This is a genomic window from Mesorhizobium sp. B2-8-9, from assembly GCF_006439475.1.
Classification (GTDB): Bacteria; Pseudomonadota; Alphaproteobacteria; order Rhizobiales; family Rhizobiaceae; genus Mesorhizobium.
Genome location: NZ_VFTQ01000034.1, coordinates 20,049 through 43,373 on the forward strand (window position 1 = coordinate 20,049; position 23,325 = coordinate 43,373).

General features: G+C 60.0%; 20 protein-coding genes. 17 read left to right on the plus strand and 3 right to left on the minus strand.

From position 1 onward, the window contains the following. Together FJ423_RS28560 and FJ423_RS28565 are read left to right on the plus strand one after the other, a co-directional pair. Entirely contained in the window at positions 1–1,245 is a 1,245-nt protein-coding gene (locus FJ423_RS28560) for a glycosyltransferase (RefSeq protein ID WP_140846248.1), read from the plus strand. Continuing rightward, positions 1,242–2,408, plus strand: a complete 1,167-nt coding sequence (locus FJ423_RS28565) for a glycosyltransferase family protein (RefSeq protein ID WP_140846249.1) — start codon at positions 1,242–1,244, stop codon at positions 2,406–2,408. Before FJ423_RS28560 ends, FJ423_RS28565 begins: the two co-directional genes overlap by 4 nt. Positions 2,409–2,537: 129 nt before the next feature. Here FJ423_RS28565 and FJ423_RS28570 read toward each other — a convergent pair whose 3' ends face one another. Next, positions 2,538–3,209 (minus strand): class I SAM-dependent methyltransferase, encoded by a 672-nt coding sequence (locus FJ423_RS28570; RefSeq protein ID WP_095766170.1) that lies wholly within the window; start codon positions 3,207–3,209, stop codon positions 2,538–2,540. 162 nt (positions 3,210–3,371) lie between these two features. Between FJ423_RS28570 and FJ423_RS28575 the strand changes: the two genes are divergently transcribed. From FJ423_RS28575 to FJ423_RS28605, 7 genes are all read left to right on the plus strand, one after another. Continuing rightward, entirely contained in the window at positions 3,372–6,086 is a 2,715-nt protein-coding gene (locus tag FJ423_RS28575; RefSeq protein WP_140846250.1) for an ABC transporter ATP-binding protein, read from the plus strand. Positions 6,087–6,273: 187 nt separating this feature from the next. After that, positions 6,274–6,723 carry a cyclic nucleotide-binding domain-containing protein gene (locus FJ423_RS28580; protein WP_095765767.1) on the plus strand — a complete coding sequence of 150 codons (450 nt, stop codon included), beginning with the start codon at positions 6,274–6,276 and terminating at the stop codon, positions 6,721–6,723. 177 nt (positions 6,724–6,900) lie between these two features. Continuing rightward, entirely contained in the window at positions 6,901–7,167 is a 267-nt protein-coding gene (locus FJ423_RS28585) for a hypothetical protein (protein ID WP_140846251.1), read from the plus strand. Next, complete coding sequence (locus FJ423_RS28590) at positions 7,168–7,398, plus strand: RNA-binding protein (protein ID WP_140846252.1); 231 nt, start codon at positions 7,168–7,170, stop codon at positions 7,396–7,398. It abuts the gene before it with no gap. A 98-nt stretch (positions 7,399–7,496) separates the two neighbouring features. After that, the gene (locus FJ423_RS28595) at positions 7,497–8,507 is read left to right on the plus strand and encodes a P63C domain-containing protein (RefSeq protein WP_181174935.1); all 1,011 of its coding nucleotides are present in this window, start codon (positions 7,497–7,499) and stop codon (positions 8,505–8,507) included. A gap of 50 nt (positions 8,508–8,557) precedes the next feature. Next, positions 8,558–9,457: a DDE-type integrase/transposase/recombinase gene (locus FJ423_RS28600; protein WP_210239581.1), complete on the plus strand. Its 900-nt coding sequence runs from the start codon at positions 8,558–8,560 to the stop codon at positions 9,455–9,457. Positions 9,458–9,531: 74 nt separating this feature from the next. Continuing rightward, positions 9,532–10,386, plus strand: a complete 855-nt coding sequence (locus FJ423_RS28605; protein ID WP_140846255.1) for an MBL fold metallo-hydrolase — start codon at positions 9,532–9,534, stop codon at positions 10,384–10,386. Between the two features lies 1 nt (position 10,387). Here the strand turns inward: FJ423_RS28605 and FJ423_RS28610 are convergent, their stop codons facing one another. After that, complete coding sequence (locus FJ423_RS28610; RefSeq protein ID WP_140846256.1) at positions 10,388–11,152, minus strand: polysaccharide deacetylase family protein; 765 nt, start codon at positions 11,150–11,152, stop codon at positions 10,388–10,390. Continuing rightward, on the minus strand, positions 11,149–12,237 hold the full coding sequence (locus tag FJ423_RS28615) for a glycosyltransferase family 4 protein (RefSeq protein ID WP_140846257.1): 1,089 nt from the start codon (positions 12,235–12,237) through the stop codon (positions 11,149–11,151). The genes FJ423_RS28610 and FJ423_RS28615 overlap by 4 nt, the downstream gene beginning before the upstream one ends. Positions 12,238–12,312: 75 nt before the next feature. Between FJ423_RS28615 and FJ423_RS28620 the strand changes: the two genes are divergently transcribed. The 8 genes from FJ423_RS28620 to FJ423_RS28655 all read left to right on the plus strand — a co-directional run bounded on the left by FJ423_RS28620 (position 12,313) and on the right by FJ423_RS28655 (position 23,301). Further along, positions 12,313–13,491, plus strand: a complete 1,179-nt coding sequence (locus tag FJ423_RS28620) for a DUF3095 domain-containing protein (RefSeq protein ID WP_140846258.1) — start codon at positions 12,313–12,315, stop codon at positions 13,489–13,491. Between the two features lie 114 nt (positions 13,492–13,605). Continuing rightward, positions 13,606–14,949 (plus strand): nucleotide sugar dehydrogenase, encoded by a 1,344-nt coding sequence (locus tag FJ423_RS28625; RefSeq protein WP_140846259.1) that lies wholly within the window; start codon positions 13,606–13,608, stop codon positions 14,947–14,949. Positions 14,950–15,215: 266 nt separating this feature from the next. Continuing rightward, positions 15,216–16,556: an adenylate/guanylate cyclase domain-containing protein gene (locus tag FJ423_RS28630; protein WP_095765761.1), complete on the plus strand. Its 1,341-nt coding sequence runs from the start codon at positions 15,216–15,218 to the stop codon at positions 16,554–16,556. Between the two features lie 147 nt (positions 16,557–16,703). Then, positions 16,704–18,599: an ABC transporter ATP-binding protein gene (locus FJ423_RS28635; RefSeq protein WP_095765760.1), complete on the plus strand. Its 1,896-nt coding sequence runs from the start codon at positions 16,704–16,706 to the stop codon at positions 18,597–18,599. Then, positions 18,596–20,494: an ABC transporter substrate-binding protein gene (locus FJ423_RS28640; RefSeq protein WP_140846260.1), complete on the plus strand. Its 1,899-nt coding sequence runs from the start codon at positions 18,596–18,598 to the stop codon at positions 20,492–20,494. Before FJ423_RS28635 ends, FJ423_RS28640 begins: the two co-directional genes overlap by 4 nt. A gap of 2 nt (positions 20,495–20,496) precedes the next feature. Then, positions 20,497–21,495: an ABC transporter permease gene (locus tag FJ423_RS28645; protein WP_095765758.1), complete on the plus strand. Its 999-nt coding sequence runs from the start codon at positions 20,497–20,499 to the stop codon at positions 21,493–21,495. After that, the gene (locus FJ423_RS28650) at positions 21,492–22,673 is read left to right on the plus strand and encodes an ABC transporter permease (RefSeq protein WP_140846261.1); all 1,182 of its coding nucleotides are present in this window, start codon (positions 21,492–21,494) and stop codon (positions 22,671–22,673) included. The genes FJ423_RS28645 and FJ423_RS28650 overlap by 4 nt, the downstream gene beginning before the upstream one ends. Positions 22,674–22,821: 148 nt before the next feature. After that, a complete protein-coding gene (locus FJ423_RS28655) occupies positions 22,822–23,301 on the plus strand; it encodes a class I SAM-dependent methyltransferase (RefSeq protein WP_140846271.1) in 480 nt (159 codons plus the stop codon). Positions 23,302–23,325 lie beyond the last annotated feature (24 nt).

The window sequence follows — 23,325 nt, forward strand, 5'->3', positions numbered from 1 at the left end:
TTGCAACGTCGCAAGATCGTCGTGGTTCTGAAGGGCTATCCGCGGCTGTCGGAAACCTTCATCGCGCAGGAACTGCTCGGTCTGGAGCGCGCGGGATTCGACCTGATACTCGTCGCGCTCAGGCGGCCGACCGACGCAAAACGCCACCCCGTGCATGACGAGATCAAAGCGCCCGTCCATTATCTGCCGGAATATCTGCATCACGAGCCGCTGCGCGTGGTTCGCTCGCTGTTTGCCTATCTGCTGCGGCCGGGGTTCTGGCGCGCGCTCGGATCGCTAGCTGCCGATATCCCCCGCGACTTTACGCGCAATCGCGTGCGCCGCTTCGGGCAAGCGCTCGTGCTGGCGGCCGAATGGCCGCAAGACGCGGGATGGCTGCATGCACATTTCGCGCACACGCCGGCCTCGGTGACGCGCTATGCCAGCCTGCTTCGTAGTCTGCCCTGGAGCTGCTCAGCCCATGCCAAGGACATCTGGACTTCGGCGGACTGGGATCTGGCCGGCAAGCTTTCCTCGGCGCGCTGGACGGTCACTTGCACGAAAACCGGCTTCGACCGTCTGAACGAACTCGCCAATGGCAACTCGTCCGTGCATCTGAGCTACCATGGGCTCGACCTTGATCGCTTCGGCAGTTTCGGCGAGGCGCGAAAACAGCGGGACGGCTCGGCGCCGGACGAACCGGTCATCATTCTGAGCGTCGGGCGCGCCGTTGCAAAGAAAGGTTACGATACCTTGCTGGAGGCCCTTGCCCTCTTGCCTGGCGATTTGGCGTGGCGTTTCGAGCATATCGGCGGCGGCGAGGAACTGGAACGGCTCAAGGCGCTGGCGCAAAAGCTCGGACTGGATGAACGCGTCTCCTGGAAGGGCGCGCTTGCGCAAGAGGAGGTGCTTGAGCACTACCGGTTCGCCGACATCTTCGCCCTGGCCTGCAGGATCACCGCAAATGGCGACCGGGACGGTCTGCCGAATGTCCTGGTGGAGGCGGCCAGCCAGCGGCTTGCCTGCGTGTCGACCGATATTTCCGGCGTGCCGGAGCTTTTATCGCCGGATGAAACCGGGCTGCTGGTTCCGACGGAAAACCCAATTGCCCTGGCAGAGGCGCTGGAGCGCCTGATCCGTGATCCCGTGCTGCGCGCCCGCCTCGGCGACGCCGCGGAGCAGCGCGTGCGCTGCAATTTCGACCATATGGCTAGCATTGGACAGCTCAAGGAACTGTTCGAGCGGGAGTGGCGGGCCGCCGAATGAAGCGACTGCGCGCTTTCTTCTATGTCCAGCACCTCCTCGGCATCGGCCATCTCGCGCGCGCCAGCCGCATTGCGGCGGCGCTGGTCGATGACGGGTTTGACGTAACCGTGGTGACTGGCGGAGCGTCGATCGCGGGGTTTCCAGGACTGGGTGTAAAATCTGTGTCCCTGCCACCCGTCACCTCCGGTGATGAAGGATTTTCCGGACTTGTCGACCTGCAGGGCAAACCCATCGACGATGATTTCAAGAAACGGCGTTCAGGAATGCTGCTGCAGGCATTCCTGGATTGCAGGCCTGATATCGTCATTGTCGAGGCGTTTCCATTTGGACGCCGGCAGATGCGTTTCGAACTCTTGCCGCTGATCGAGGCCATCGACGCGACGTCGCCCAGGCCGCTGCTGGTGACGTCCGTCCGTGATATCCTTCAGGAGCGCGTCAAGCCGGGCCGAAATGAGGAAACGGTTGATCTCATCAACAGGCATTTCGACCTTGTCATGGTCCACGGCGATCCGGCTTTCGCAACCATCGACAAGACATTTCCGCTGGCTGGGGCAATCAGGGCCGAGGTCACCTACACAGGGCTCGTTGCCGCGCCGCCATCGCCCGCGGCCACCGAGCGCTTCGACATTCTGGTGTCGGTTGGCGGCGGGGCTGCCGGAAGGGGCCTTGTCGGTTCCACCATCGCAGCGGCGCGGAATGCCAACAATGGCTGGAAATGGTGTTTGATCACCGGCCCCAACCTGCCGAAAGACGAGTTTGACGCGATCGCACGCGATGCCCCGCCGGGCCTGTCCATCTTCCGCTTCCGCGAGGATTTTGCCAGCTTGCTGACCGGCGCCCGCCTGTCGGTCTCGCAGGCGGGTTACAACACGGTCTGCGATGTCCTGCGCGCGGGTTGTCGCTCCCTGCTCGTGCCGTTTGCAGCCGGCGGGGAAACCGAACAAACAGTTCGCGCCCTGATGCTCGAAGAACTCGGGCTTGCAACGGTGCTGATGGAAAAGGACCTGACGCCTGAAGGTTTGGCGCAGGCGATCGAACAGGCGCTTGTGGCACCGAGGCCGTCCGCGCATCGTCTCGATCTGGAAGGGGCGCGTCACTCGGCGCAAATCCTGTGCGAGCGGCATCGAACACGGTCCCTAAAATGGGGCCCGGTCTCGGAATAGGACATCATCAAGCAGATGGCGGGGCCTAAAGCTCGTCGCGCTGAACCGGATTCAGGCGCCGCGCTTTAAGTCTTTGTTTTGATGCATGTCGTTGTCCTAAAACCGCTACGCGCTTTTGGGCGAAATGCATCAAACAGTTCCAATTAGCATGAAGCGCGAATAATTTTTTGTCGGTAGTTCGCCAGAGAATCGTATCTCCCGCAGCGCCGCCATTGCTTCGAGAGCTGCAAGTGAAGCCACGCAGTTGATGTGCGTCGGCTCGCTGAAATAGTCATTTGATTGCAGCAGTACATTCGTGCCCCGCGGAAGCAGGGCAAGCCAGGCACGCAGATCGGCTATGTGCTCGCAGCTCGTATTGACTATCAGATCGGACGGCCCGGCCGCATAGTCGAGTGCGTACATATCTGCTGTTAGCGCCCGGAACCGGCCGCCGGCTTCCCGGTTGAGGGTCCGGGCAACTGGCGCGACTTCGGGATCGATGTCGATGCTATCGACTGCCGCAATATCGAAGCGGGGGTCGTTGAAAAGCATTGCCGGCAATATGCCGTACCATCCGCCCAGAACCCATATGCGCCCGAAGCGCCCGCCGCAGCTTTCGAACAGCCTGTCAAGCGCCCACATCTTGCAGGCCACCTGCTTGTGGTTGAAGGCGTTGGCGATGTCGGCCTTCGGATGTTTGGCGATGACGCGCGCCAGCCCTGCCACGAGAGGGTGGTTGACATAGGCAGCAATTCCCCGCGTGAGGTCCAAGGCCTGCTCGTGCCCGTCCATGCCGGCATTGCGCGGTTGCGTGACATCCATCATATTCGCCTTGTACGTTGGGATTTCGGGCGACACAACGCAATCTTGCCCCGCCAAGCCGCCTCGCAGGCTTCGAACATGTCGCCGGTGATGATTGCCGATGCGCCGTCCACCAGCTGATGCTTTTACTTTGTTCTTTAAACTGAAGGTCCACAGTCGCATATGGAACCCAGCCTGGCTCGCTATATCTGGACGCACACCAAGAAGCAGCAGCTCTGGATATTGGTTATCGTCTTGCTTTCGATGATCCCGTATTTCATGTCCTTTGACCTGCCGAAGTTGATTGTCAACGGCCCGATCCAAGGTCGCGGCTTCGAGCAGCCGGGCGCGACCCAGCCATTCATGAGGCTACACTATAACCTGCCGTTCATCGGAGAGGTCCAGTTCTTTCCTGGCTTTCAGCTCGACCGCACGACGACGCTGCTTGCCCTGAGCCTTGTGTTCCTCCTGCTGGTCATCATCAACGGCCTGTTCAAATTCTACATCAACACCTACAAGGGCCGCCTCGGTGAACGGATGCTGCGCCGTATCCGCTTCGAACTGGTCGATCGTGTGCTGCGGTTTCCGCCGCGTTATTTCAAGCGCGTGAAATCCGCCGAGGTGGCAACCATGGTGAAGGACGAGGTGGAGCCGCTGGGCGGTTTCATCGGCGATGCTTTCCTGCAGCCGGTGCTGCTCGGCGGCCAGGCGGTGACGGCCATGCTGTTCATCGTGGTCCAGAACTTCTGGCTCGGAATGATCGCCGCCGTGATCGTCTTGATCCAGATCGTGCTGATCCCGCGAATGCGGCGGCGGTTGATCGTGCTCGGGCGCAAACGGCAGTTGACGGCGCGCGCGCTATCGGGCCGCGTCGGCGAAATCGTCGACGGCATCGGCGCGGTTCACGTCCATGATACGTCAAACTACGAGCGCGCCGACATAGCTGCCCGGCTCGGGCTCATCTTCAAGATCCGCTTCGATCTTTACCAATGGAAATTCATGGTGAAGTTCCTCAACAATTTTCTCGCGCAGATCACGCCCTTTCTGTTCTACATGGTCGGCGGGTATCTGGTCATTCGGGGGCGGCTGGACGTCGGTCAGCTCGTGGCCGTGATCGGCGCCTACAAGGACCTGCCCGGACCGATGAAGGAACTGATCGACTGGGATCAGGACCGGCAGGATGTCCAGGTCAAATACCAGCAGGTCGTCGAACAATTCACCGTCGAGGGTCTCATTGCGCCGCGAATCGGGGCACTGACGATCGACGATCCCGGTCCGATGACCAACCCCCTGTCGGCGATCGGCCTGTCCATGGCAGACGATGGCGGTGCAATGCTCCTCGACCGTATCTCTCTCCAGGTCAAGCCCGGTGAGACGGTGGCGCTGGTCAGCACCTCAACAGGTGGAGCGGAGGCGCTTGCAGAGGCCTTCGCGCGGCTGAACTGGCCGGAAAGCGGAAAGGTCGCTTCGGGTGCCGACGACCTGCTTGAACTCCCCGAAGCAGTGACCGGCCGGCGCATGTCCTATGCCTCGTCGGACGTTTTCCTGTTCCAGGCAAGCCTCCGCGACAATCTGCTCTACGGGTTGAAGCATGCGCCGCTGACATCGGTGACTTATGACGGTGCCGCGGCGGACCAGCACCGCTGGAACATCCACGAGGCGCGCCGGTCGGGCAACCCAGACCTTGATATCCACAGCGACTGGATCGACTACGCTTCCGTCGGCGCTACGGGCCCGCACGACCTCTTTGAAGCCGTGCGCCAGGTGCTCGACGCGGTTCTTCTGTCGCGCGACATTCTGGATCTAGGCTTGCGTTCTTCGGCCGACCTCACGCGTCACACGGAGCTTGCTGGGCGGATCGTCGAACTGCGTGCGGCGCTGCGAACCCGGCTGGAACACGAAGGATTGAACGGACTGGTGGTTCCTTTCGAACCGGGCGCCTACAATAAGGAAGCAACGATCGGCCAGAACCTGCTCTTCGGCGCTGCCGCCGGCCCGGAGCTGGCCGACAGGGCTCTGGCGGCAAATCCCTATTTTGCTTCCGTGCTGAGGCAAGCCGGCCTCGATCGCACGCTCTACGAAATGGGCATGGATATCGCCAAACAAGCGATCGAGCTGTTTGCCGACCTGCCGCCCGATCACCAGTTCTTCCAGCAGCTCGCCTTCATGAGCGCCGAGGAGATACCAGCCTACGAAACCTTGCTGCAACGGCTCAAGAACCGTCCCTACGAGACGGTCTCGGAGAACGACCGCGCCATGATCGTCACCCTGAGCTTTGCCTATATCGAGCCCCGGCATCGCTTCGGCCTGCTCAGCGACGAATTGATGAACAAGATCGTCGCCGCACGCAACCAGTTCTATGAAGACCTGCCGCCCGAGCTGCAAAACGCCGTCGAACGCTACGATCCTGCCAAATACATTGCTGCGGCTACTGTCATGGACAATGTCCTGTTCGGGCGTCTGGGCAGCAACCATCCCGATGCGCCGGACCGCATACGCTCCATTGTCTATGATATTCTTGATGAACTGGGGCTTTATGCCGAACTGCTGGATGTCGGCTTGGACTTCAACGTCGGCGCCGGCGGCAGGCGGTTGACCAGTGGACAGCGACAGAAGCTCGATGTTGCCCGGGCCCTGCTCAAGCGTCCCGATTTTCTCATTTTCAACCGGCCGCTGTCGGCGCTCGACCAGCGCGTACAAGAAAAGGTGCTGCAAAACGTGCTCGAGGAAGCCAGACGCGACGGCCGTTCGCCGGCAATTGTGTGGGTCGTGACGAATCCGGCAATGGCGATGATGTTCGATCGCGTTGTCGTCTTCGACTCGGGTCGTTTGGTGGAAGACGGACCACACGAGACGCTTTTGGCGGGGAGCGGTATTTTCAAGGAACTGCTGTCATAGAGCCCGGACATTCAGATGGGATCGTTCCGCCGATGGGAACTTGCTGCAAGCTCAAGAGATTAAGGTTTCCAACTGATCGGGCCGCCACGTTCGCGCGGTTCGTCCCGCTATCCGCAAGCAGAATTGATTCCATCTGGATGTCGGTTGTTCTAGTCTGGCAAACGTGAATTTTGGGAGGTTTGCGACAATGCTGCTCAAGGATGAGGTCGGAATGCTGCAACGCGTTCCCTTGTTCTCTGGCATCGAGCCGGCAAAGCTCAAGCTGCTTGCGTTCACATCTGATCGCGTAAGCTACAGCGCCGGCCAGATCCTTTTCCGGCAGGGCGACGAGGGAGACGCCGCCTATGTCATCCTTTCAGGCAAGGCCGATATTCTGGTCGATTCCGAGAGCGGACCGATAAAAGTTGCCGAACTGCTGCCAAATTCGATCGTTGGCGAGATTGCCATATTGTGCAACAGCTCCCGCACGGCCACCGTCAGAGCCGCAAGTCCGGTGGAAGCCTTGAGAATTCGCAAGGATCATTTCCTGAGGCTTATGAAGGAGTTCCCGGAAATGACCGTCGAGATGGTTCGGGTTCTCGCCGATCGCCTAAGCCATACGACCGCGGATCTGATCGACGCACGAAGCGCCAAATAACGAATGATTTGCGCCGATCCTTGCCGTCGTGATGGCACTGACCTCTCACGGACAAGGTCATCAGGAGGAAAACCTGGGTAGTGTCTCAGTTTGAAATTTGACGGCGCGAAAGCCGTTGTCGCGAGCCGGCGCGAACTCCTATATGCTTAGCGGAAAGCATGGGATGGAACAGCCACAATGACGCTTCAAGAGAAACGATTTTGGAACGCCGGCCTTCGCGGCGGCGGTCGCGAGGTTTATGCGTTAGGCATCGACACGGAAACCTGGGAACTTAAGGTCCGCTATCTCAAATTCTGGCGTGGCGATCTTAAAGAGTTTGCCATTTTCAGCATCGCCAGATTTTTCGAGCGGGTTGGCGACCCAGGGCCAAAGAATATCCTGCGCAAAGAGTTGGAAAAACTCCCGGCGATAATTGGCTTGGAAGCCGCAAGGGATAGCGTCTAGATGCCGACCGGACCTAAAGGCCAGAAGCGCCCCGCCGACGTGATCGGCAATGCCGTCCGCGTCATGCGCATTGCCACTGGCGAGGAAGCCGACGAAGTGACGGACGACGGCAAGAGCGCCGCCGCCAAAGAGCTTGGATCCAAGGGCGGAAAGAAGCGCGCCGCCAACATGACGCCAGAGCGGCGCGCCGAGATTGCGAAGAAAGCCGCCGCAAAACGCTGGGGAAAATAGCAGCAAGCATTTTGCTGTGAAAAATGGTGCGTTGGTGCTTGCTATCGTCAGCAAGCATCTTTATTGGCATTTCATGCAGCAAGCATGAGGTGATTCCAATGATAGACACTCCCCAGAGCAAGGGCGGTACAGCCCGTGCAAACCAACTCTCCCCTGAAGAACGAAGCGAAATAGCAAAGCAGGGCGCGCAGGCTCGCTGGCGGTCCGCTGCGGCTCCGCCAGATCCTTCGCTTCCGCTCGCCACTCACCAAGGGAAAATGACGGTCGGTTCCCTGGATCTCGATTGCTATGTCTTGGAGGACGGTCGCCGTCTTTTCCATAAGCGCGGGATGGCGAGAGCGCTGGATATGAAGTCTGGCGGCGGCAATGTGTTCATGCGAGCAATGCGCCGAAAAGGACTAGGATCCGAACTCGACCAAAAACTGATCGAAAAGATCGAAAATCCTATAAATTTCAAGCCTTTGACACAGGATCTGGGGCATGGGTACGATGCGGAAGTTTTGGTCGAAGTTTGCAAGGCAATAATTCGGGCGGACGACGCCGGCAAACTGTCGCCATCGCAAATTCCGTTGGCGTCGCAGGCAAGGGTCTTGCTCAACGCATTTGCGAAGGTCGGCGTCACAGCCCTAATCGATGAAGCGACCGGATTTCAACAAATCCGTCGGCCAGATGCGCTTCGGATTCTCGTTCAGCAATATATCGAGGTCGAGAAACGTGAATGGGAAAAGCAGTTCCCGGATGACTATTACGATGAATTGAACCGCATGTACGGAAGCCGCAAGCTGACGACCACCGCGAACGGCGCGGTAATTCAGAACCGCCCGCAGCACTTTGCAAAATTCACCAGATCCTATGTCTATCATCCTCTGGAGAATGGCGCTGTTCTTGAAGAGCTGGACAGGATCAATCCTCAGATCAACGCCAAGGGCACCAGGCGTGATCGCTTCCACCAGCATCTGACCAAGGGCTACGGCATCGAGAAGCTTAAACGCCAAGTTCAGGAAGTTCTCACCCTTATGAAGGTGTCCGATACGACAAGTCAGTTCAAAAAGCTGTTCGGCAAACGGTTCCCGCAAGCTGGAACCCAATTCAGCCTATTCGACGATTAATCTGAATGTTTATGCTTGACACTAAGCATGAAAGTTCAGATATTAGGGGCATGAACAAGCTGCCCCTGAAAACCCGCGTCCAGATCCTCACCATGCTTTGCGAGGGTTCTTCCATGCGGTCGATCTCACGCGTTGCCGATGTGTCGATCAACACGGTTTCGAAGCTACTTGTCGATGCCGGCAAATTCTGCGCCGAGCTGCACGACCGCGAAGTTCGTAACGTGAAGTCCAAGCGCGTCCAGTGCGATGAAATTTGGTCGTTCACTGGCGCGAAGCAGAAGAACGTTGCCGGCATGAAAAAGCCCGTTGATGGCGCTGGCGACACATGGACCTGGACCGCTCTGGACAGCGACAGCAAGCATATCATTTCGTGGCTGGTCGGTGGCCGTGATGGCGAATATGCGCTCGCCTTCATGGACGACGTGAAGGACCGTCTTGCCAATCGCGTCCAGCTTACGACCGATGGTCACAAAGCCTATCTCAATGCGGTCGAGGAAGCCTTTGGGGCGGACATCGATTACGCAATGCTGGTCAAGATGTATGGCGAGCCGGAAGGCAAGGCAGTGCCGCAGGAACGCCGCTACAGCCCCGCCGTTTGCACTGGCGCGAAGAAGACCCGCATCGAAGGCGAGCCCGATCTGGCGCACGTCAGCACGTCGCACGTCGAACGCCAAAACCTCACGATGCGGATGCAGATGCGCCGCTTCACGCGGTTGACCAATGCCTTTTCGAAGAAGTTCGAAAACCACGTTCACATGGTCGCGCTGTACACTGTCTGGTACAACTTCATCCGCGTTCACAAGACGCTGAAAACGTCGCCGGCAATGGCGGCTGGCGTGTCGGCAACGTTGTGGTCGATGGACGATCTTTGCGGCATGATGGACGCCGTTGCGCCGAAGCCCGGCAAGCGCGGACCTTACAAAAAGTCACCCGCCGAAATTTCAAACTGAGACACTACCAAAACCTGTCTCGCCTAGCAGCAGTTGTTTGGCTACGATGGCCTAGGGGACTATGAAGGGCTTGCATGGACGACGACGTTTTCCTGGTCAGGTTTTGGGGCGTCCGCGGCAGCATTTCGGTATCGGGGCCAGACTTCTCCCGCTATGGCGGCAACACGATCTGCATTGAGATGCGATGCGGCAAGCATACGCTTCTGTTCGACGCCGGCTCCGGCTTGCGGCCTGCCGGCTGGGCGCTTCGGGCGTCGGGCGTGACCGATTTCGACCTGTTTTTCACCCACTGCCATTATGACCACATCATCGGGCTGCCGGCATTTAAGCCGATCTATGACCGCAGCGTCAAAGTCAGGCTTTGGTCCGGGCATCTTGCAGGACGCATGACGACCCGACAGATGGTCGATGAGTTCATGCGGCCGCCTTGGTTTCCGGTGAGACTGGACGTCTGCAAGGCAAGCCTCGACTATTGCGATTTCGTGTCAGGAGACGTGCTTCGGCCGCGTGAAGGGGTGGTGATCCGAACCGGCAGTCTCACCCATCCCGGTGGCTGTATAGGCTATCGGGTCGAATGGGGTGGCCGCGTCGTGGCGGTGATCACAGACACCGAACATGAGTCGGGTAAACTCGATCAGGCGGTGCTCGGCCTAATCGAAGATGCCGACCTCGTCATTTACGATTGCGCCTACACCGAGGAGGAAATGGAACGCTACCGCGGGAACGGGCACTCGACATGGCAACAGGGGGTCAAGCTCTGCGAGGCGGCCCGTGCGCGGGAGCTTGCGCTGGTTCACCACGATCCGGCGCGCACCGACGAGGAACTGGACGAGATCGAGAAACTGGCCAAGAACAGGTTTGCCGGCTCTTTTGCCGCGCGGGATGGTCAGACGCTCGAATTTCCAGTCTTATCGCACAAAGCGGGCTGAGCTATTTTCCTCTGCTGGCGCTGCGCCCGATCAATGTCCTGATCGGATGCCATGCACAGGCTGCATTGCGTGCGGTGACGGCGAACAGCCGTTCGAGGAAAAGCCAGGCCGATTCATCATGCACGAGATGATGGGTGAGCAGGCCGACCGGTTCGCCGCCGTCGAATGCATGCCGCAATTGCGCGGCGACGGCCTGAACCAATAGGCCATGATCGCGGCAGCCGCGCGTGCCATGCCAATCCATGATGTCGACATTGCTGTTGATGACCGCCAGCGAAGCCGGCTTCGGCGGCCCAAAGACCGACAGTGCCAAAAATCCTATCGACCCAAGGTCGGATACCAAGCCGGCGTCGATCCTGTTCCAGGGTGGCACCAGCATCGGAACGGCACGTGCGCCGTGCAAGCCGGTTATGCGAGAGAGCCCGCGAGCCAGATCATCGAGCACCGCCTCGGGTGGCCGATGCGGCCCGAGTTCCTGCTTTTTCTGGTCCTCGGGCGCATGATTTCGGTGCGCCCAGCCATGGATGGCGACCGTGGCATGCGGCGCCTCGTCAAGCCGGACGACAAGCTTCTCATCAGTTAGGGCTGGAATGACGGCCAGAGCGACCGGAACCCCGAATTCACTGGTGAGGTCGAGCAGCCGATCAAGCGCAAGCGTCGGATCCACGGCGTCATCGTCGCGCAGCCAGAATTCTGCCTTGCGGTCCGCCCGTTGCCAGCGCGCCAGTTCTTCCACCAAGGGTTGCCAGATCGGATCGGATGTCATGAGACCGGGATCTTCGCAAGAAGTTCGGCCAGACGCGCCGCCGCCGTATCGAGCGAGCGCTCCTCGAGGATGAAACGTCTGGCTTCTGCGGCCATGATGGTTCTTTCGTCGTTACGGGCCAGAAGCCTTTCAATGGCAGAAGCGAACGCCGTCACATCGCCCGGCGGGGTGAGGAACCCGGCCTGGCCATCCCGCACGACCTCCGGCACGCCGGCGATGTCCTGAGCCACCACCGGAAGGCCGGCGGCCTGTGCTTCAAGATAGGCAACGCCATAGGCCTCGCCGAAACCCGGCCAGACGTAAATTCCCCCACTGTAGAGGACATCCGGCACGGCGGCCGGCTCAATCGCGCCGAGCCATTCGATACGGTCGGCGGGCAAGCCGGCGAATTGCGCTTTGACCTGTTCGCGGGCAGGCCCGTCCCCGACGACCGACATGGTCCAGCGCAGGTGACCGATCGAACCGAGTGCTTGCGCCAGCATGCGATAGCTTTCGAGTTTGTCGCCCCGGCGCATCATGGCGACGGTAACGAGGCGCGTCGGACAACCCCGTGCCGGCATTTCACGGAATGCCGATGTGTCGATGAAGGGCGAAAGCGTGCCGAAAGTGGCGCCGGGTACCGCATCCGCCAGTCCCTGGCGGTCCCTTTGCGTGAAGCAGATGTTCAGTGCCGCCTGTTCGACGGCTCGCGTTACCAACGCTTGCGTATCGGCCCACAAACCGGCGTTGCGCCGTCTCGAATAGGAGGCTTCCGCCGTCACATAGGGGACAGCGAAGGCCGACGCCAGCTCGGGCCCGATCAGGTCGGGCGCCTTGTAATAGGGATGATAGGAGAACCAGAGATCGGGCTTGCCGTCACGATCCCAAAGCCTTGTCAGCCTCGCGGCTTCCTCTCGGGCCTCGATCTTGAGCGCATCGAAACTTTTCGGCTCCGGTTCGCGTAGGTAGAAGCGCAATTCGGATGCCAGTTCGACGCTATGCCCTCCATGCTCCAGCGCCTTGATCAGCGTCCGTGCCATCTGGCGATCGCCTGAGGCAACGGGATCATTGGGTGACTTCAGCGGCGCGTAGAAGGCAATTCGCATTGCCGGACCCTATCATCGGAAAGCCGGCGCAAGTCAATTTCGCAGCATGATCGACTTCACCCTTCAAACAGTGGAATGTGCTATCTGATGCCCATGGAAACACCTGCCGCGTCCGACCCGTTTGTAGCTTCTCTGCCGGTTTTCGCAAAGTTCGAAAGCGTTGCCGATATCGACAACTATCGGCCTCTCCCCGATGGCTGGGCGCTGGCCACCGCCGACATTGTCGGCTCGACCAAGGCGATCGAGGCTGGGCGCTATAAAACCGTGAATATGGCCGGGGCCAGTGTCATTTCGGCGCTGCTCAATGCGCTGGGTCGGCAAGATTTTCCCTTTGTTTTCGGCGGCGACGGCGCGCTCGTGGCGTTTCCCGGCTCAGCGCTGGAGATCACCCGCAACGCGCTGGCGGCTGTCCAGAGATGGGTGGCGGACGAACTGGACCTGACCTTGCGTGCCGCAATCGTGCCGATAATAGATATAAGAGCGCAAGGTCTCGACGTTCGCGTGGCGAGGTTCCAAGCCTCCGAAGCGGTCTTCTATGCCATGTTCGCCGGCGGTGGTGGCAGTTGGGCGGAAGCCGAGATGAAAGCGGGGCGCTACCGCGTCGATCCTGCGCCGGCCGGCGCGCGGCCGGATCTGACCGGCCTCTCCTGCCGCTGGAACCCGATCGAAGCACGGCATGGCGACATCGTCTCGATCATAGCCATACCGGGTCCGTCGCGCGACTTGCGCGGTTTTCAGTCTCTGGTTTCCGACATCATTGCCCTTGCCGGCAGGCAGGAACGCGATGGCCATCCAGTGCCGGTGAACGGGCCGGCCTACAGTTTTTCGCCCGCCGGCTTCGATCTCGAGGCGAGGGCCGTGGCGCCGGCAGGACGGCGGTGGTTGTCGAAGCTGTGGATATTGTTCCTGCTGACGCTAGCGGCCGTTGCCGATCGATTCGGGTGGACGATCGGTCGTTTCGATCCGAAGGTCTACAAACGCGACGTGGCCAGCAATTCGGATTTCCGGAAGTTCGACGACGGCTTGAAGATGACCATCGACGTTGACTCGGACGTCTTGCAACGGATCGAGAACCGGCTGAAACAGGCGGAAGAGGCGGGCATCTGCACCTATGGCCTGCACCGCCAGAAATCGGCCTTGATGACATGCCTCGTCGCTTCGCCGCTGCAGCGCGACCACCTTCATTTCATCGATGGCGCGGCCGGCGGCTATGCGAGGGCTGCCGCAAGCCTGAAGGCGAAGGTGCCGGTTTGATGACGGCTTGCGGAAACCGATCTTCCGCAATATGCCTCGGCCATGGTCCTTGAGACCAAGTGAGCCTCGCCACGGGAACGGACAGCCTGTCCGAATTGACGGGAAAGCAGATTTTTGGACGCCTCACGATCGATATATGACCATCTTCTAAACCGGATTTCGACGCGCGCTGCACAAGTCGGCGTGATCGGACTGGGCTATGTCGGATTGCCGCTGGCGGTTGCGGTCGCACGCGCCGGCTTCCCGATTTCGGGCTTCGACATCGAAGCCCACAAGGTCGAGAGCCTGAACAACGGCCAATCCTACATCGAGGCGGTGGCGTCGACAGCCCTTGCCGGCCAGGTGGCGAGCGGACGGTTCCGCGCCACTGCGGATTTTGCGGAACTGGCCGTCTGCGAGGTCATCATCATCTGCGTTCCGACACCGCTGACGAAAAACCGTGAGCCGGATCTCTCCTTTGTCAGGAAAACGGCAGGCACCATTGCGAAGCATCTGCGTCCCGGCCAGCTGGTCGTGCTGGAATCGACCACCTATCCCGGCACCACCGATGACGTGATCAAGCCCATACTGGAAGAAACCGGCTTGCGGTCGAAGATAGACTTCTTCCTCGGCTTCTCGCCCGAACGCGAGGATCCCGGCAACCGCAGCTTCGAAGTCGCGACGATCCCTAAGGTCGTGGCAGGCGACGGCATTGAAGCGGCGACGCTCGTGCAGGCTTTCTACCAGGGCGTGGTCAAGACCGTCGTTCCGGTTTCCACCACGGCGACCGCCGAGGCGGTCAAGCTGACGGAAAACATCTTCCGCTCGGTCAACATAGCACTCGTCAACGAGTTGAAGGTCGTGCTCGGTGCGATGGACATCGACATCTGGGAGGTGATCGAGGCGGCAAAGAGCAAGCCCTTCGGCTACATGCCGTTCTATCCTGGCCCCGGACTTGGCGGGCACTGCGTTCCGATCGATCCCTTCTACCTGACGTGGAAGGCGCGCGAATACGAACTGCCGACCCGCTTCATCGAGCTGGCGGCAGAGATCAACACGGCCATGCCACGTCATGTGGTCGATGAACTGGCGAAGGCGCTGGACCGGCGCTGTGGTAAGGCGCTCAGCCGCTCGCGCATTCTCATCGTCGGGCTCGCCTATAAGAAGAATGTGCCCGATATCCGCGAAAGCCCCTCATTGCGGCTCATTGAACTCATCGAGGAATGGGGCGGCAAGGCGGAGTTCCACGATCCGCATGTTACCGAGATACCGACCACGCGGGAGCATATGGCGATCAAGGGGCGCCGCTCGGTCGAATTGACCGAGGCGGCTCTGAAGGATTTCGATGCTGTCGTCGTTGCAACCGACCACGACGCGATCGACTATCAGACGATCGCCGATCACGCCCCTCTAATCGTCGACACACGCAATGTTTTTGGCCGCCTCGGGCTGGACCGAGAGACAGTGCTAAAGGCCTGACGGCATCTGAGCCGGCGAATTTCTTGTGCGGTGTCAGGATCGTGGTTGCACTCCGTCGGCTGACTCGCCACATAACGCCACCGAATACAGATGCATTTATGCCTTCCCCTTGGCCGCAAGGATAGTCATCCGGGATATTCTTCGCCGCTTTTGCCGCCGAGGCCGGCCTTGTTGACTTCGGGTGTCTTATCGTTGGGTCGTTGACGGACTGTGTTATGGCAGATCAGAGGATAATGGTTCCGTCTTCCGACGGGTTTCGAGATAGCATGAGCACATCGTACGCAGAAATTTCCACCATTCTCATGGATAAGGTTGCCGATTGGCTGAACGAATCGGCGCTGGCGGGCAACGACCTGGAAACATTGGTAAATGGCTTTTGCGAACGGCTGGCTGCTGCCGGCCTGCCGCTGAAGCGGGTGCATTTGAGCTTCTCGATGCTTCACCCGCTCTATGACGCGCTTGGCTTCACCTGGGTTCGCGGCCAGGGCATGGAAGTGGAAGGCTTCCGCAAGGAGGCCGGTGTGCCGTCTGAGAGATTCCTGACCAGCCCATACTACCATCTGCTCAGCAATAAGCTCGACCATCTGCGACGCCGGCTCGACCCGTCGGTGGTGTCGGAGTTTCCTGTTTTCGATGACCTCCGGCTTATGGGCATCACCGATTACATGGCTTTCGTCCATCCCTTCAGCGGCAACGCCAGTCAGGGCATGATGGGATCTTGGTCGACCGACAGCGCCGCGGGCTTCAGCGACAGCATGATTTCGGCGCTGCTGCGCATCCAGAGCCATCTCGCTATCGCCACCAAGATGGCGGTGCTCACCAAGCTCGCCGACAACATGATGACCACCTATCTCGGCGGCGACGCTGGCAGGCGCGTTCTTGACGGCCAGATCAAGCGCGGCGAGGGCGATACAATCCGGGCCGCACTGGTAATGGGAGATATGCGCGGGTCGTCGAGGCTCGCCGAAACCTCCGGCCGCGAAGTCTATATCGATACGCTGAACCAGTTTTTCGACGCCGTTGCCGCACCTTTCAATCGCAACGGCGGGCAGATCATGAGTTTCATCGGTGATGGCTTCATTGCCGTCTACCCTTGCGAAAGGCACCGTTCGCAGTCCGAGATCGCCTGCCAGGCTGCGCTTGCGGCCGCGCACAAGGCCAGCGCGCGCATGATGGATCTCAACCTGCGCCGAAAGGAGCAGGGGTTGTCAGACATCAAATTCGGTATCGGCCTGCATGTCGGCAATGTGATGTTTGGCAATGTCGGGCTTAAAGACCGGCTCACATTCTCTGTCTTCGGCTCGGCTGTGAACGAGGTCCAGCGCCTGCAGACCCTGACCAAGAAATATCCGCACAGCGTTCTGGCCAGCAAAGACTTCGCCGGCTATTGCGGCGCCAACAGCTGGCTGACGCTCGGCCACGAGGAACTGGCTGGCATCAAGCAGAAGCTGATGGTGCTTTCACCCGATCTGTCGGGAGCCCTCGTACCCGATGAAGACGGTGCGCCGGAGCCGATTCACGACCGAAGATCGGACGCCGAGCAGGTCATGCTGCTTCATCGCGATGCCGCGCGGATGGCGGCGGGCGACCCGAGTAAGCTCCAGTAAACCGCCGCGATCTGGCCCGATCGCCTTTGGTAGCCAGTTTGGTCGTCGGTTTCGCCACTGGCGACCGCTTCGAATCCAAGTTGCTCTGCGCTGACAATGCGCTAGTCTCGCTTTCTGGAGAGCTGCCAGAGTGGGGCTGGTGTGAGAATGAATTCGAGTGTCGATCTGCTGCGGATCGAAGACGTTGGCATCTCTTTTGCCATCATGGGGGGGCCGTTGCATGCCGTCAGGCGTGCAAATCTTCGCGTCCTGCCCGGTAAGGTTACCGCGCTTGTGGGCGAGTCAGGTTCCGGTAAATCGGTTCTCAGCCAAGCCGTGATGGGCATTTTGCCGAACACAGCCCATGTTCGCGGCCGGATCCTGTTCTCCGATCCTGAAAAGCCCGGCACGACGCAGGATATTCTCAAGATGTCGCGTGATGGGCCCGAAATCCGGGCGTTGAGAGGCAGCCGCATCGGCAAGATCTTTCAGGAGCCGATGACATCGCTGTCGCCGCTCCACACGATCGGCAACCAAGTCAGCGAATCCCTGCAGATTCATACGCCCATGGCTCGGGCGGAGCGCAAGGCGCGGACCGAGGAAATGCTCAGCCTCGTCGGCTTTCCCAATCCCAAGCGCGCCTATGACATGTATCCCTTCGAACTTTCTGGAGGATTGCGTCAGCGCGCCATGATCGCCATGGCGCTTATCTGCCGGCCCGCCCTGTTGATCGCCGATGAGCCGACGACGGCGTTGGACGTCACCATCCAGGCGCAAATCCTGCAATTGCTGCGCGGGCTTCAGACCAAGCTGAACATGGCGATGCTGCTGATCACGCACGACCTCGGCGTGGTCGCCAATGTCGCCGACGAGGTGGTGGTCATGTACCATGGCGAGATCATGGAGGCGGGACCTGTCGAGGCGATATTCCGCCGGCCAGGCCATCCTTACCTTAAGGGCCTGATGGCAGCCGTTCCGCATTTCGACCTGAAGCCTGGCGAAAGGCTAAAGGCGCTACGCGAGGTGCCGGTGAATGTCGGAAACCTGCTCGGCAAGCAGACCGCGCCGGCATCGGAGGGGCCGGACGACATCCTGCTGTCGGTCAGGGATCTGACAAAGACCTTCACCATCCGCAAGTCCGGATGGTTCGGCGGGGATCATCAAACCTCTGTTCGCGCCGTCGACGGTGTGAGCTTCGACATCAGGCGAGGTGAATGCCTGGGTCTGGTCGGCGAAAGCGGTTCCGGCAAAACCACCGTCAGCAAGATCCTCATGCGGGCCGTCACTCCCAGCGGTGGTTCTGTGATCTTCAACAGCCGCGAGGGACCGATCGACGTCCTGGCAGGCGAGGGAGAGGCCTTGCACATGCTGCGCGCGAAAATCCAGATGGTCTTTCAGGATCCGGTTTCGTCGCTTTCACCTCGCATGACGGTGGAGAACATCTTGAGCGAGCCGCTGGAAATCCATCAGCGCGGCAATGCCGCGTCCCGGTTAGCCATGGTCAAGAACCTGATGCAGGCAATCGGGCTCGATCCGCGCTTTATCAAACGTTACCCGCACAGTTTCTCCGGCGGGCAGCGTCAGCGTATCGGCATCGCGCGCGCGCTAGCGCTGGGGCCTGAACTGCTAATCTGCGACGAGCCGGTTTCGGCGCTCGACGTCTCCGTCCAGGCGCAGATCCTGAACCTTCTGAAGGATCTGCAGAAGGAACTGGGACTGACCTACCTGTTCATATCCCACAACCTGGCGGTGGTGGACTACATGGCAGACCGCATCGCCGTGATGTGCGGCGGGCGTATCGTCGAGCTTGCGCCGCGCGAAATCCTGCTCAGGAAACCGATCCATCCCTACACGCGCTCACTGGTCGCCGCAGTGCCTTTCCCCGATCTCGACAGGCCGATGGATTTCAAGACGCTGAAGCTCAGCGGCGCTTCCGACAGTAGCGCCTGGGGACCGCAATTCCGCGACGAGGGCAGCGACGATATGCTATCGCCGCTCGATCTTGGCGGCGGCCACCTCGTGCTGGCCCGGCGTTCGGCCGATGTCAGCGAGCTGCGCCATTGATCAGCCGGCGCACCGTCCTCGGACTCTTGGCTTCGGCATTTGTGCCGAGCACGTTGCACGCCGGCGATCTGGAGCCAGAATTTCTTCAGCCGCTGCTGAAGGCCCTGGCGCTGCCGGCACTCGCCAAACGCCTGCCCAAGAGCCCGCGCGTGGTGAACCTCGCTGCAATGGGCCGGCAGCCCGGCCAGTATGGCGGCACGCTGCGCACGATCATCGGCAGCCAGAAAGATATCCGGTTGATGACCATCTACGGATATGCTCGCCTGGTCGGCTATGACGAAAAGCTCAACCTGCAACCCGACATTCTCGAAAGTTTCGACGTGGCGGACGATCGCGTCTTCACTTTCAAGATACGGGAAGGACATAAATGGTCTAACGGCAGCCTGCTGACGCCGGAGGATTTTCGCTATTGCTGGGAAGATGTCTGGCTGAACGATGAGCTTACGCAAGGCGGGCTCCCCCCGACGCTGCTGGCGGACGGCAAGCCGCCACGCTTCGAGATCGTCGATCCGCTGACGGTCCGCTATAGCTGGGATGCGCCAAATCCCGACTTCCTGCCCAAGCTCGCTGCCTCTTCGCCGCTATCGCTTGTTCTGCCGGCCGCCTATCTCAAGCAGTTCCACAAGAAATACCAGGATCCATTCCGGCTCGCCGGCCTGATGGAGGAGAACAGGGCCAAGAAATGGACGCTCCTGCATATCCGCATGTCTCGGCAGTATCGCCCGGAGAACCCGGAACTGCCGACGCTCGATCCCTGGCAGAACCGGACCAAGCCGCCGGCCGAGCAGTTTGTCTTCGAGCGAAACCCGTTCTTTCATCGAATAGACGAGAATGGCCGGCAACTGCCCTATGTTGACCGGGTAATCATGAATGTGAGCTCGTCGGCGATCATCTCCGCCAAGACCGGTGCCGGCGAGAGCGACCTGCAATGTATGGGAATTGACTTTGCCGATTACTCCTTCCTGAAGGATGCGGAGAAGCGCTACCCGGTGAAGATGCATCTGTGGAAACGCACACAGGGTTCGCGGCTGGCGCTGCTGCCCAATCTGAATTGTGCCGACCAGGTGTGGCGTGGCCTTTTTCGTGACGTGCGCATGCGTCGCGCACTTTCGCTTGCTGTGGACAGGCGCGAGATCAATTTGGCGGTGTTCTACGGATTGGCGCAGGAAAGTGCCGATACGGTCCTGCCAGAGAGCCCGCTCTACCGGCCGGAATTCGCGAAAGCCTGGGTAGCCCATGATCCCGACCAGGCCAATGCGCTGCTCGATGAGGTCGGGCTTCAGACGCGTGACGGTGACGGCTTGCGGATACTTCCCGACGGACGCCCGGCGCAAATCATCGTGGAAACGGCCGGCGAAAGCACACTGGAAACCGACGCGCTCGAACTCATCACCGATCACTGGCGCGAGATCGGCCTCGCCCTGTTCGTCCGGACTTCGCAGCGCGACATCTTCCGCAGCCGCGCGCTTGGCGGCGAGATCATGATGTCGATATGGTCGGGCATCGACAATGGCGTGCCGACCGCCGATATGAATCCGTACCAGTTGGCTCCCACCATGGACGACCAGCTGCAATGGCCGCTCTGGGGTGCTCACTACCTGTCCCATGGCACGCTCGGTGAGGCGCCCGATCTTCCGTCTGTCGTCGAGTTGATGGCTTTGCTCAAGCGCTGGAACGCTTCGACCGGAGCCGCTGAGCGCGCCGAAATCTGGAATTCAATGCTGTCGATCTACACCGATCAGGTGTTTTCGATCGGCACGGTGAACGGAACGCATCAGCCGATTCTGGCGTCCTCGCGGCTGCGCAATCTGCCTGACAAGGCGCTCTACAGTTACGACCCGACCGCCTATTTCGGTGTCTATATGATGGACACATTCTGGCTTGGAGAGTCCTGAGCGTGCTTCGATATATTGTCTGGCGCATTGCTGTGATGGTTCCGACGCTGCTGATCATATCGGCGCTGGTGTTCACGATCATCGAACTTCCCCCGGGCGACTATTTCGACAGCTATGTTTCCGAGCTTCGGGCTCAGGGCGAAGCGGTGGATTCCGATCGCATCCAGATGATGCGCAAGGAGTATGGTTTCGACAAGCCGCCGGTCATTCGCTACTTCTACTGGGTCGGCGGAATGCTGCACGGCGATTTCGGCTATTCCTTCGAATATGAGCTGCCGGTTCGCGACGTCATCGGGGACCGAATGTGGCTGACCGTGCTGGTTTCCTTCGTCACGATCATCTTCACCTGGCTCATCGCCTTTCCGATCGGCATGTACTCAGCCACCCATCAATACAGCTGGGGCGACTACGGCCTGACTTTCTTCGGCCTTCTCGGCCTTGCCATTCCGAATTTCATGCTGGCGCTGATCCTGATGTATTTCGCCAACATCTGGTTCGGCACGTCCATCGGCCATCTCATGGACCAGCAATATCTCGGCGAGCCGATGAGCTGGGCCAAGGCGAAGTCGATCCTCGCCCATCTCTGGATCCCGGTCTTGATCATCGGCACCGGTGGCACGGCAAGCATGATCCGGCGGCTGCGCGCCAATCTGCTCGATGAGCTACACAAGCAATATGTCGTGACCGCGCGCGCCAAAGGCCTTCATCCCTTCAAGGCGCTGGTCAAATATCCGCTGCGCATGGCGCTCAATTTCTTCATTTCAGACATCGGCTCTATTCTGCCGGCCATCATTTCCGGCGCCGAAATCACGGCGATCGTGCTGTCTTTGGAAACGACCGGGCCGATGCTGATCAAGGCGCTGCAAAGCCAGGACATGTATCTGGCAGGGTCGTTCCTGATGTTCCTCGCCTTCCTTACAGTCATCGGCGTCCTGATTTCCGACCTCGCGCTGGCGCTGCTTGATCCGCGAATTCGTTTGCAGGGCGGGAGCACCAAATGAATACGCAATCGCCGCTGCCCGCTCCGGGTGCTCCACTACAACACTACGTTTCCATTGCGCCCTTTGACCTGCAGTCGGTCGAGGCGATGACGCCTGAGCAGTCGAAAGTCTTCCAGGCGTCGCAGTTGCGGCTGATGTGGTGGAAATTCCGACGGCACCGGCTTGCCCTCATATCCGGCATATTCCTGGCAGCGCTTTATCTTGGGATACTGATCTGCGAGTTCCTGGCGCCCTACAATCTGCACACGCGCAACATGGACTACATCTATTCGCCGCCGCAGTGGGTGCACCTGTTCCACAACGGCCAGTTTGTCGGGCCGTTCGTGTATGGCCGCGAGATGACGCTGGATATGGACACGCTCAAGCGGAACTATATGGACAAGCAGGATGATGTTCAGCGGATCCGTTTCTTCTGCAAGGGCGACAGCTACCTATTCTGGGGTCTGATCGAAGGTGACAGGCATCTTGTCTGCCCTGCCGAAAACGGCCAGCTCTTTCTGGCCGGCACCGACAGGCTGGGGCGCGATGTGCTCTCGCGCATCATCTATGGCGCGCGCATTTCACTGACGATCGGCCTTGTCGGCATCGGTTTCAGCTTCCTGCTCGGCATCGTCATCGGCGGGCTGGCCGGCTATCATGGCGGTATGTTCGACCTGATCGTTCAACGGATAATCGAAGTTCTGCAATCTATCCCCAGCATTCCGTTATGGCTGGCTCTGGCGGCGATCATGCCGATAACCTGGAGTCCGATCCTGATCTATTTCGGCATCACCGTCATCCTCGGGCTGCTCCACTGGACCGGACTGGCGCGGGCCGTGCGCTCAAAACTTCTAGCCTTGCGTGAGGAGGATTACGTTCTGGCCGCGCAATTGATGGGCGCCTCGAGCAGCCGCATTATCCGGCGGCACCTCATTCCGGGCTTCATGTCGCATCTGATCGCGACGGCGACGATCTCCATACCCGGCATGATCCTGGGTGAGACGGCGCTGAGCTTCCTGGGGCTCGGCTTGCGGGCGCCGATAACCAGCTGGGGCATCCTGCTCACCGAGGCGCGCAGCGTCAGCGTGATCGCGTTCTATCCATGGCTGCTTTTGCCGATCCTCCCCGTCATTCTCGTCATCCTGGCGTTCAACTTCCTCGGCGACGGCCTGCGGGACGCCGCAGACCCCTACAAGTGACATCGTTGTATTCCGCCGCGCGGCCTGCCGACGGCTCCACCCGGAATGACGCTTGTCGGCGGCCGGTGCGTTATTGCAGGGTTCGTCATTCGCCTCTATATGCGGCAAGCCTCGATCGGGGCTGCTGGTTCAGGACATACAATCGCATATGAGTCGCCTCGACAATTTCATCAGCCGGATGACCGCACAGCGCGACATTCTCAACCAAATCTGCCCCGAGGTGGCGAAGATGGAGGGGCTTGTGCTCGAACTTGGCCTCGGCAATGGCCGGACGTTCCACCATCTGCGCGAGCGCCTGCCCGGACGCCGGATCGTGGTGTTCGACCGCGAAGTTGGCGCACACGCCAGCTCAATTCCCGAAGCTGAAAATCTCGTGCTCGGCGATATACGCGAGACGGCGAGGAGGTTCATCGGCATCGACGCCGCTCTCGTCCATGCCGACATAGGCACCGGCTATGACGATCGCGATGCAGTGACTGCCACCTGGCTTCCCGATCTGATTGCGCGCATGCTTCGCGTCGGCGGCTTCGCGGTGAGCGGCACGCCGCTCGATCACCCGCAGCTGCAACGCCTGCCGGCGCCGACTCCGGAGCCCGCCGATCGTTATTTTCTCTGCAAGCGCGTGTGAGGGTGGAGACGGGTCTTTAGGGAC

Excerpts from the sequence above, each read along its gene's own strand:
- FJ423_RS28595 (WP_181174935.1), top strand. The coding sequence starts at position 7,497 with ATGATAGACACTCCCCAGAGCAAGGGCGGTACAGCCCGTGCAAACCAA.
- FJ423_RS28630 (WP_095765761.1), top strand. The coding sequence starts at position 15,216 with ATGAGCACATCGTACGCAGAAATTTCCACCATTCTCATGGATAAGGTT.
- FJ423_RS28610 (WP_140846256.1), bottom strand. The coding sequence starts at position 11,152 with ATGACATCCGATCCGATCTGGCAACCCTTGGTGGAAGAACTGGCGCGC.
- FJ423_RS28575 (WP_140846250.1), top strand. The coding sequence starts at position 3,372 with ATGGAACCCAGCCTGGCTCGCTATATCTGGACGCACACCAAGAAGCAG.
- FJ423_RS28570 (WP_095766170.1), bottom strand. The coding sequence starts at position 3,209 with ATGGATGTCACGCAACCGCGCAATGCCGGCATGGACGGGCACGAGCAG.
- FJ423_RS28600 (WP_210239581.1), top strand. The coding sequence starts at position 8,558 with ATGAACAAGCTGCCCCTGAAAACCCGCGTCCAGATCCTCACCATGCTT.
- FJ423_RS28650 (WP_140846261.1), top strand. The coding sequence starts at position 21,492 with ATGAATACGCAATCGCCGCTGCCCGCTCCGGGTGCTCCACTACAACAC.
- FJ423_RS28590 (WP_140846252.1), top strand. The coding sequence starts at position 7,168 with ATGCCGACCGGACCTAAAGGCCAGAAGCGCCCCGCCGACGTGATCGGC.
- FJ423_RS28605 (WP_140846255.1), top strand. The coding sequence starts at position 9,532 with ATGGACGACGACGTTTTCCTGGTCAGGTTTTGGGGCGTCCGCGGCAGC.
- FJ423_RS28565 (WP_140846249.1), top strand. The coding sequence starts at position 1,242 with ATGAAGCGACTGCGCGCTTTCTTCTATGTCCAGCACCTCCTCGGCATC.
- FJ423_RS28580 (WP_095765767.1), top strand. The coding sequence starts at position 6,274 with ATGCTGCTCAAGGATGAGGTCGGAATGCTGCAACGCGTTCCCTTGTTC.
- FJ423_RS28635 (WP_095765760.1), top strand. The coding sequence starts at position 16,704 with ATGAATTCGAGTGTCGATCTGCTGCGGATCGAAGACGTTGGCATCTCT.
- FJ423_RS28615 (WP_140846257.1), bottom strand. The coding sequence starts at position 12,237 with ATGCGAATTGCCTTCTACGCGCCGCTGAAGTCACCCAATGATCCCGTT.
- FJ423_RS28620 (WP_140846258.1), top strand. The coding sequence starts at position 12,313 with ATGTGCTATCTGATGCCCATGGAAACACCTGCCGCGTCCGACCCGTTT.
- FJ423_RS28585 (WP_140846251.1), top strand. The coding sequence starts at position 6,901 with ATGACGCTTCAAGAGAAACGATTTTGGAACGCCGGCCTTCGCGGCGGC.
- FJ423_RS28655 (WP_140846271.1), top strand. The coding sequence starts at position 22,822 with ATGAGTCGCCTCGACAATTTCATCAGCCGGATGACCGCACAGCGCGAC.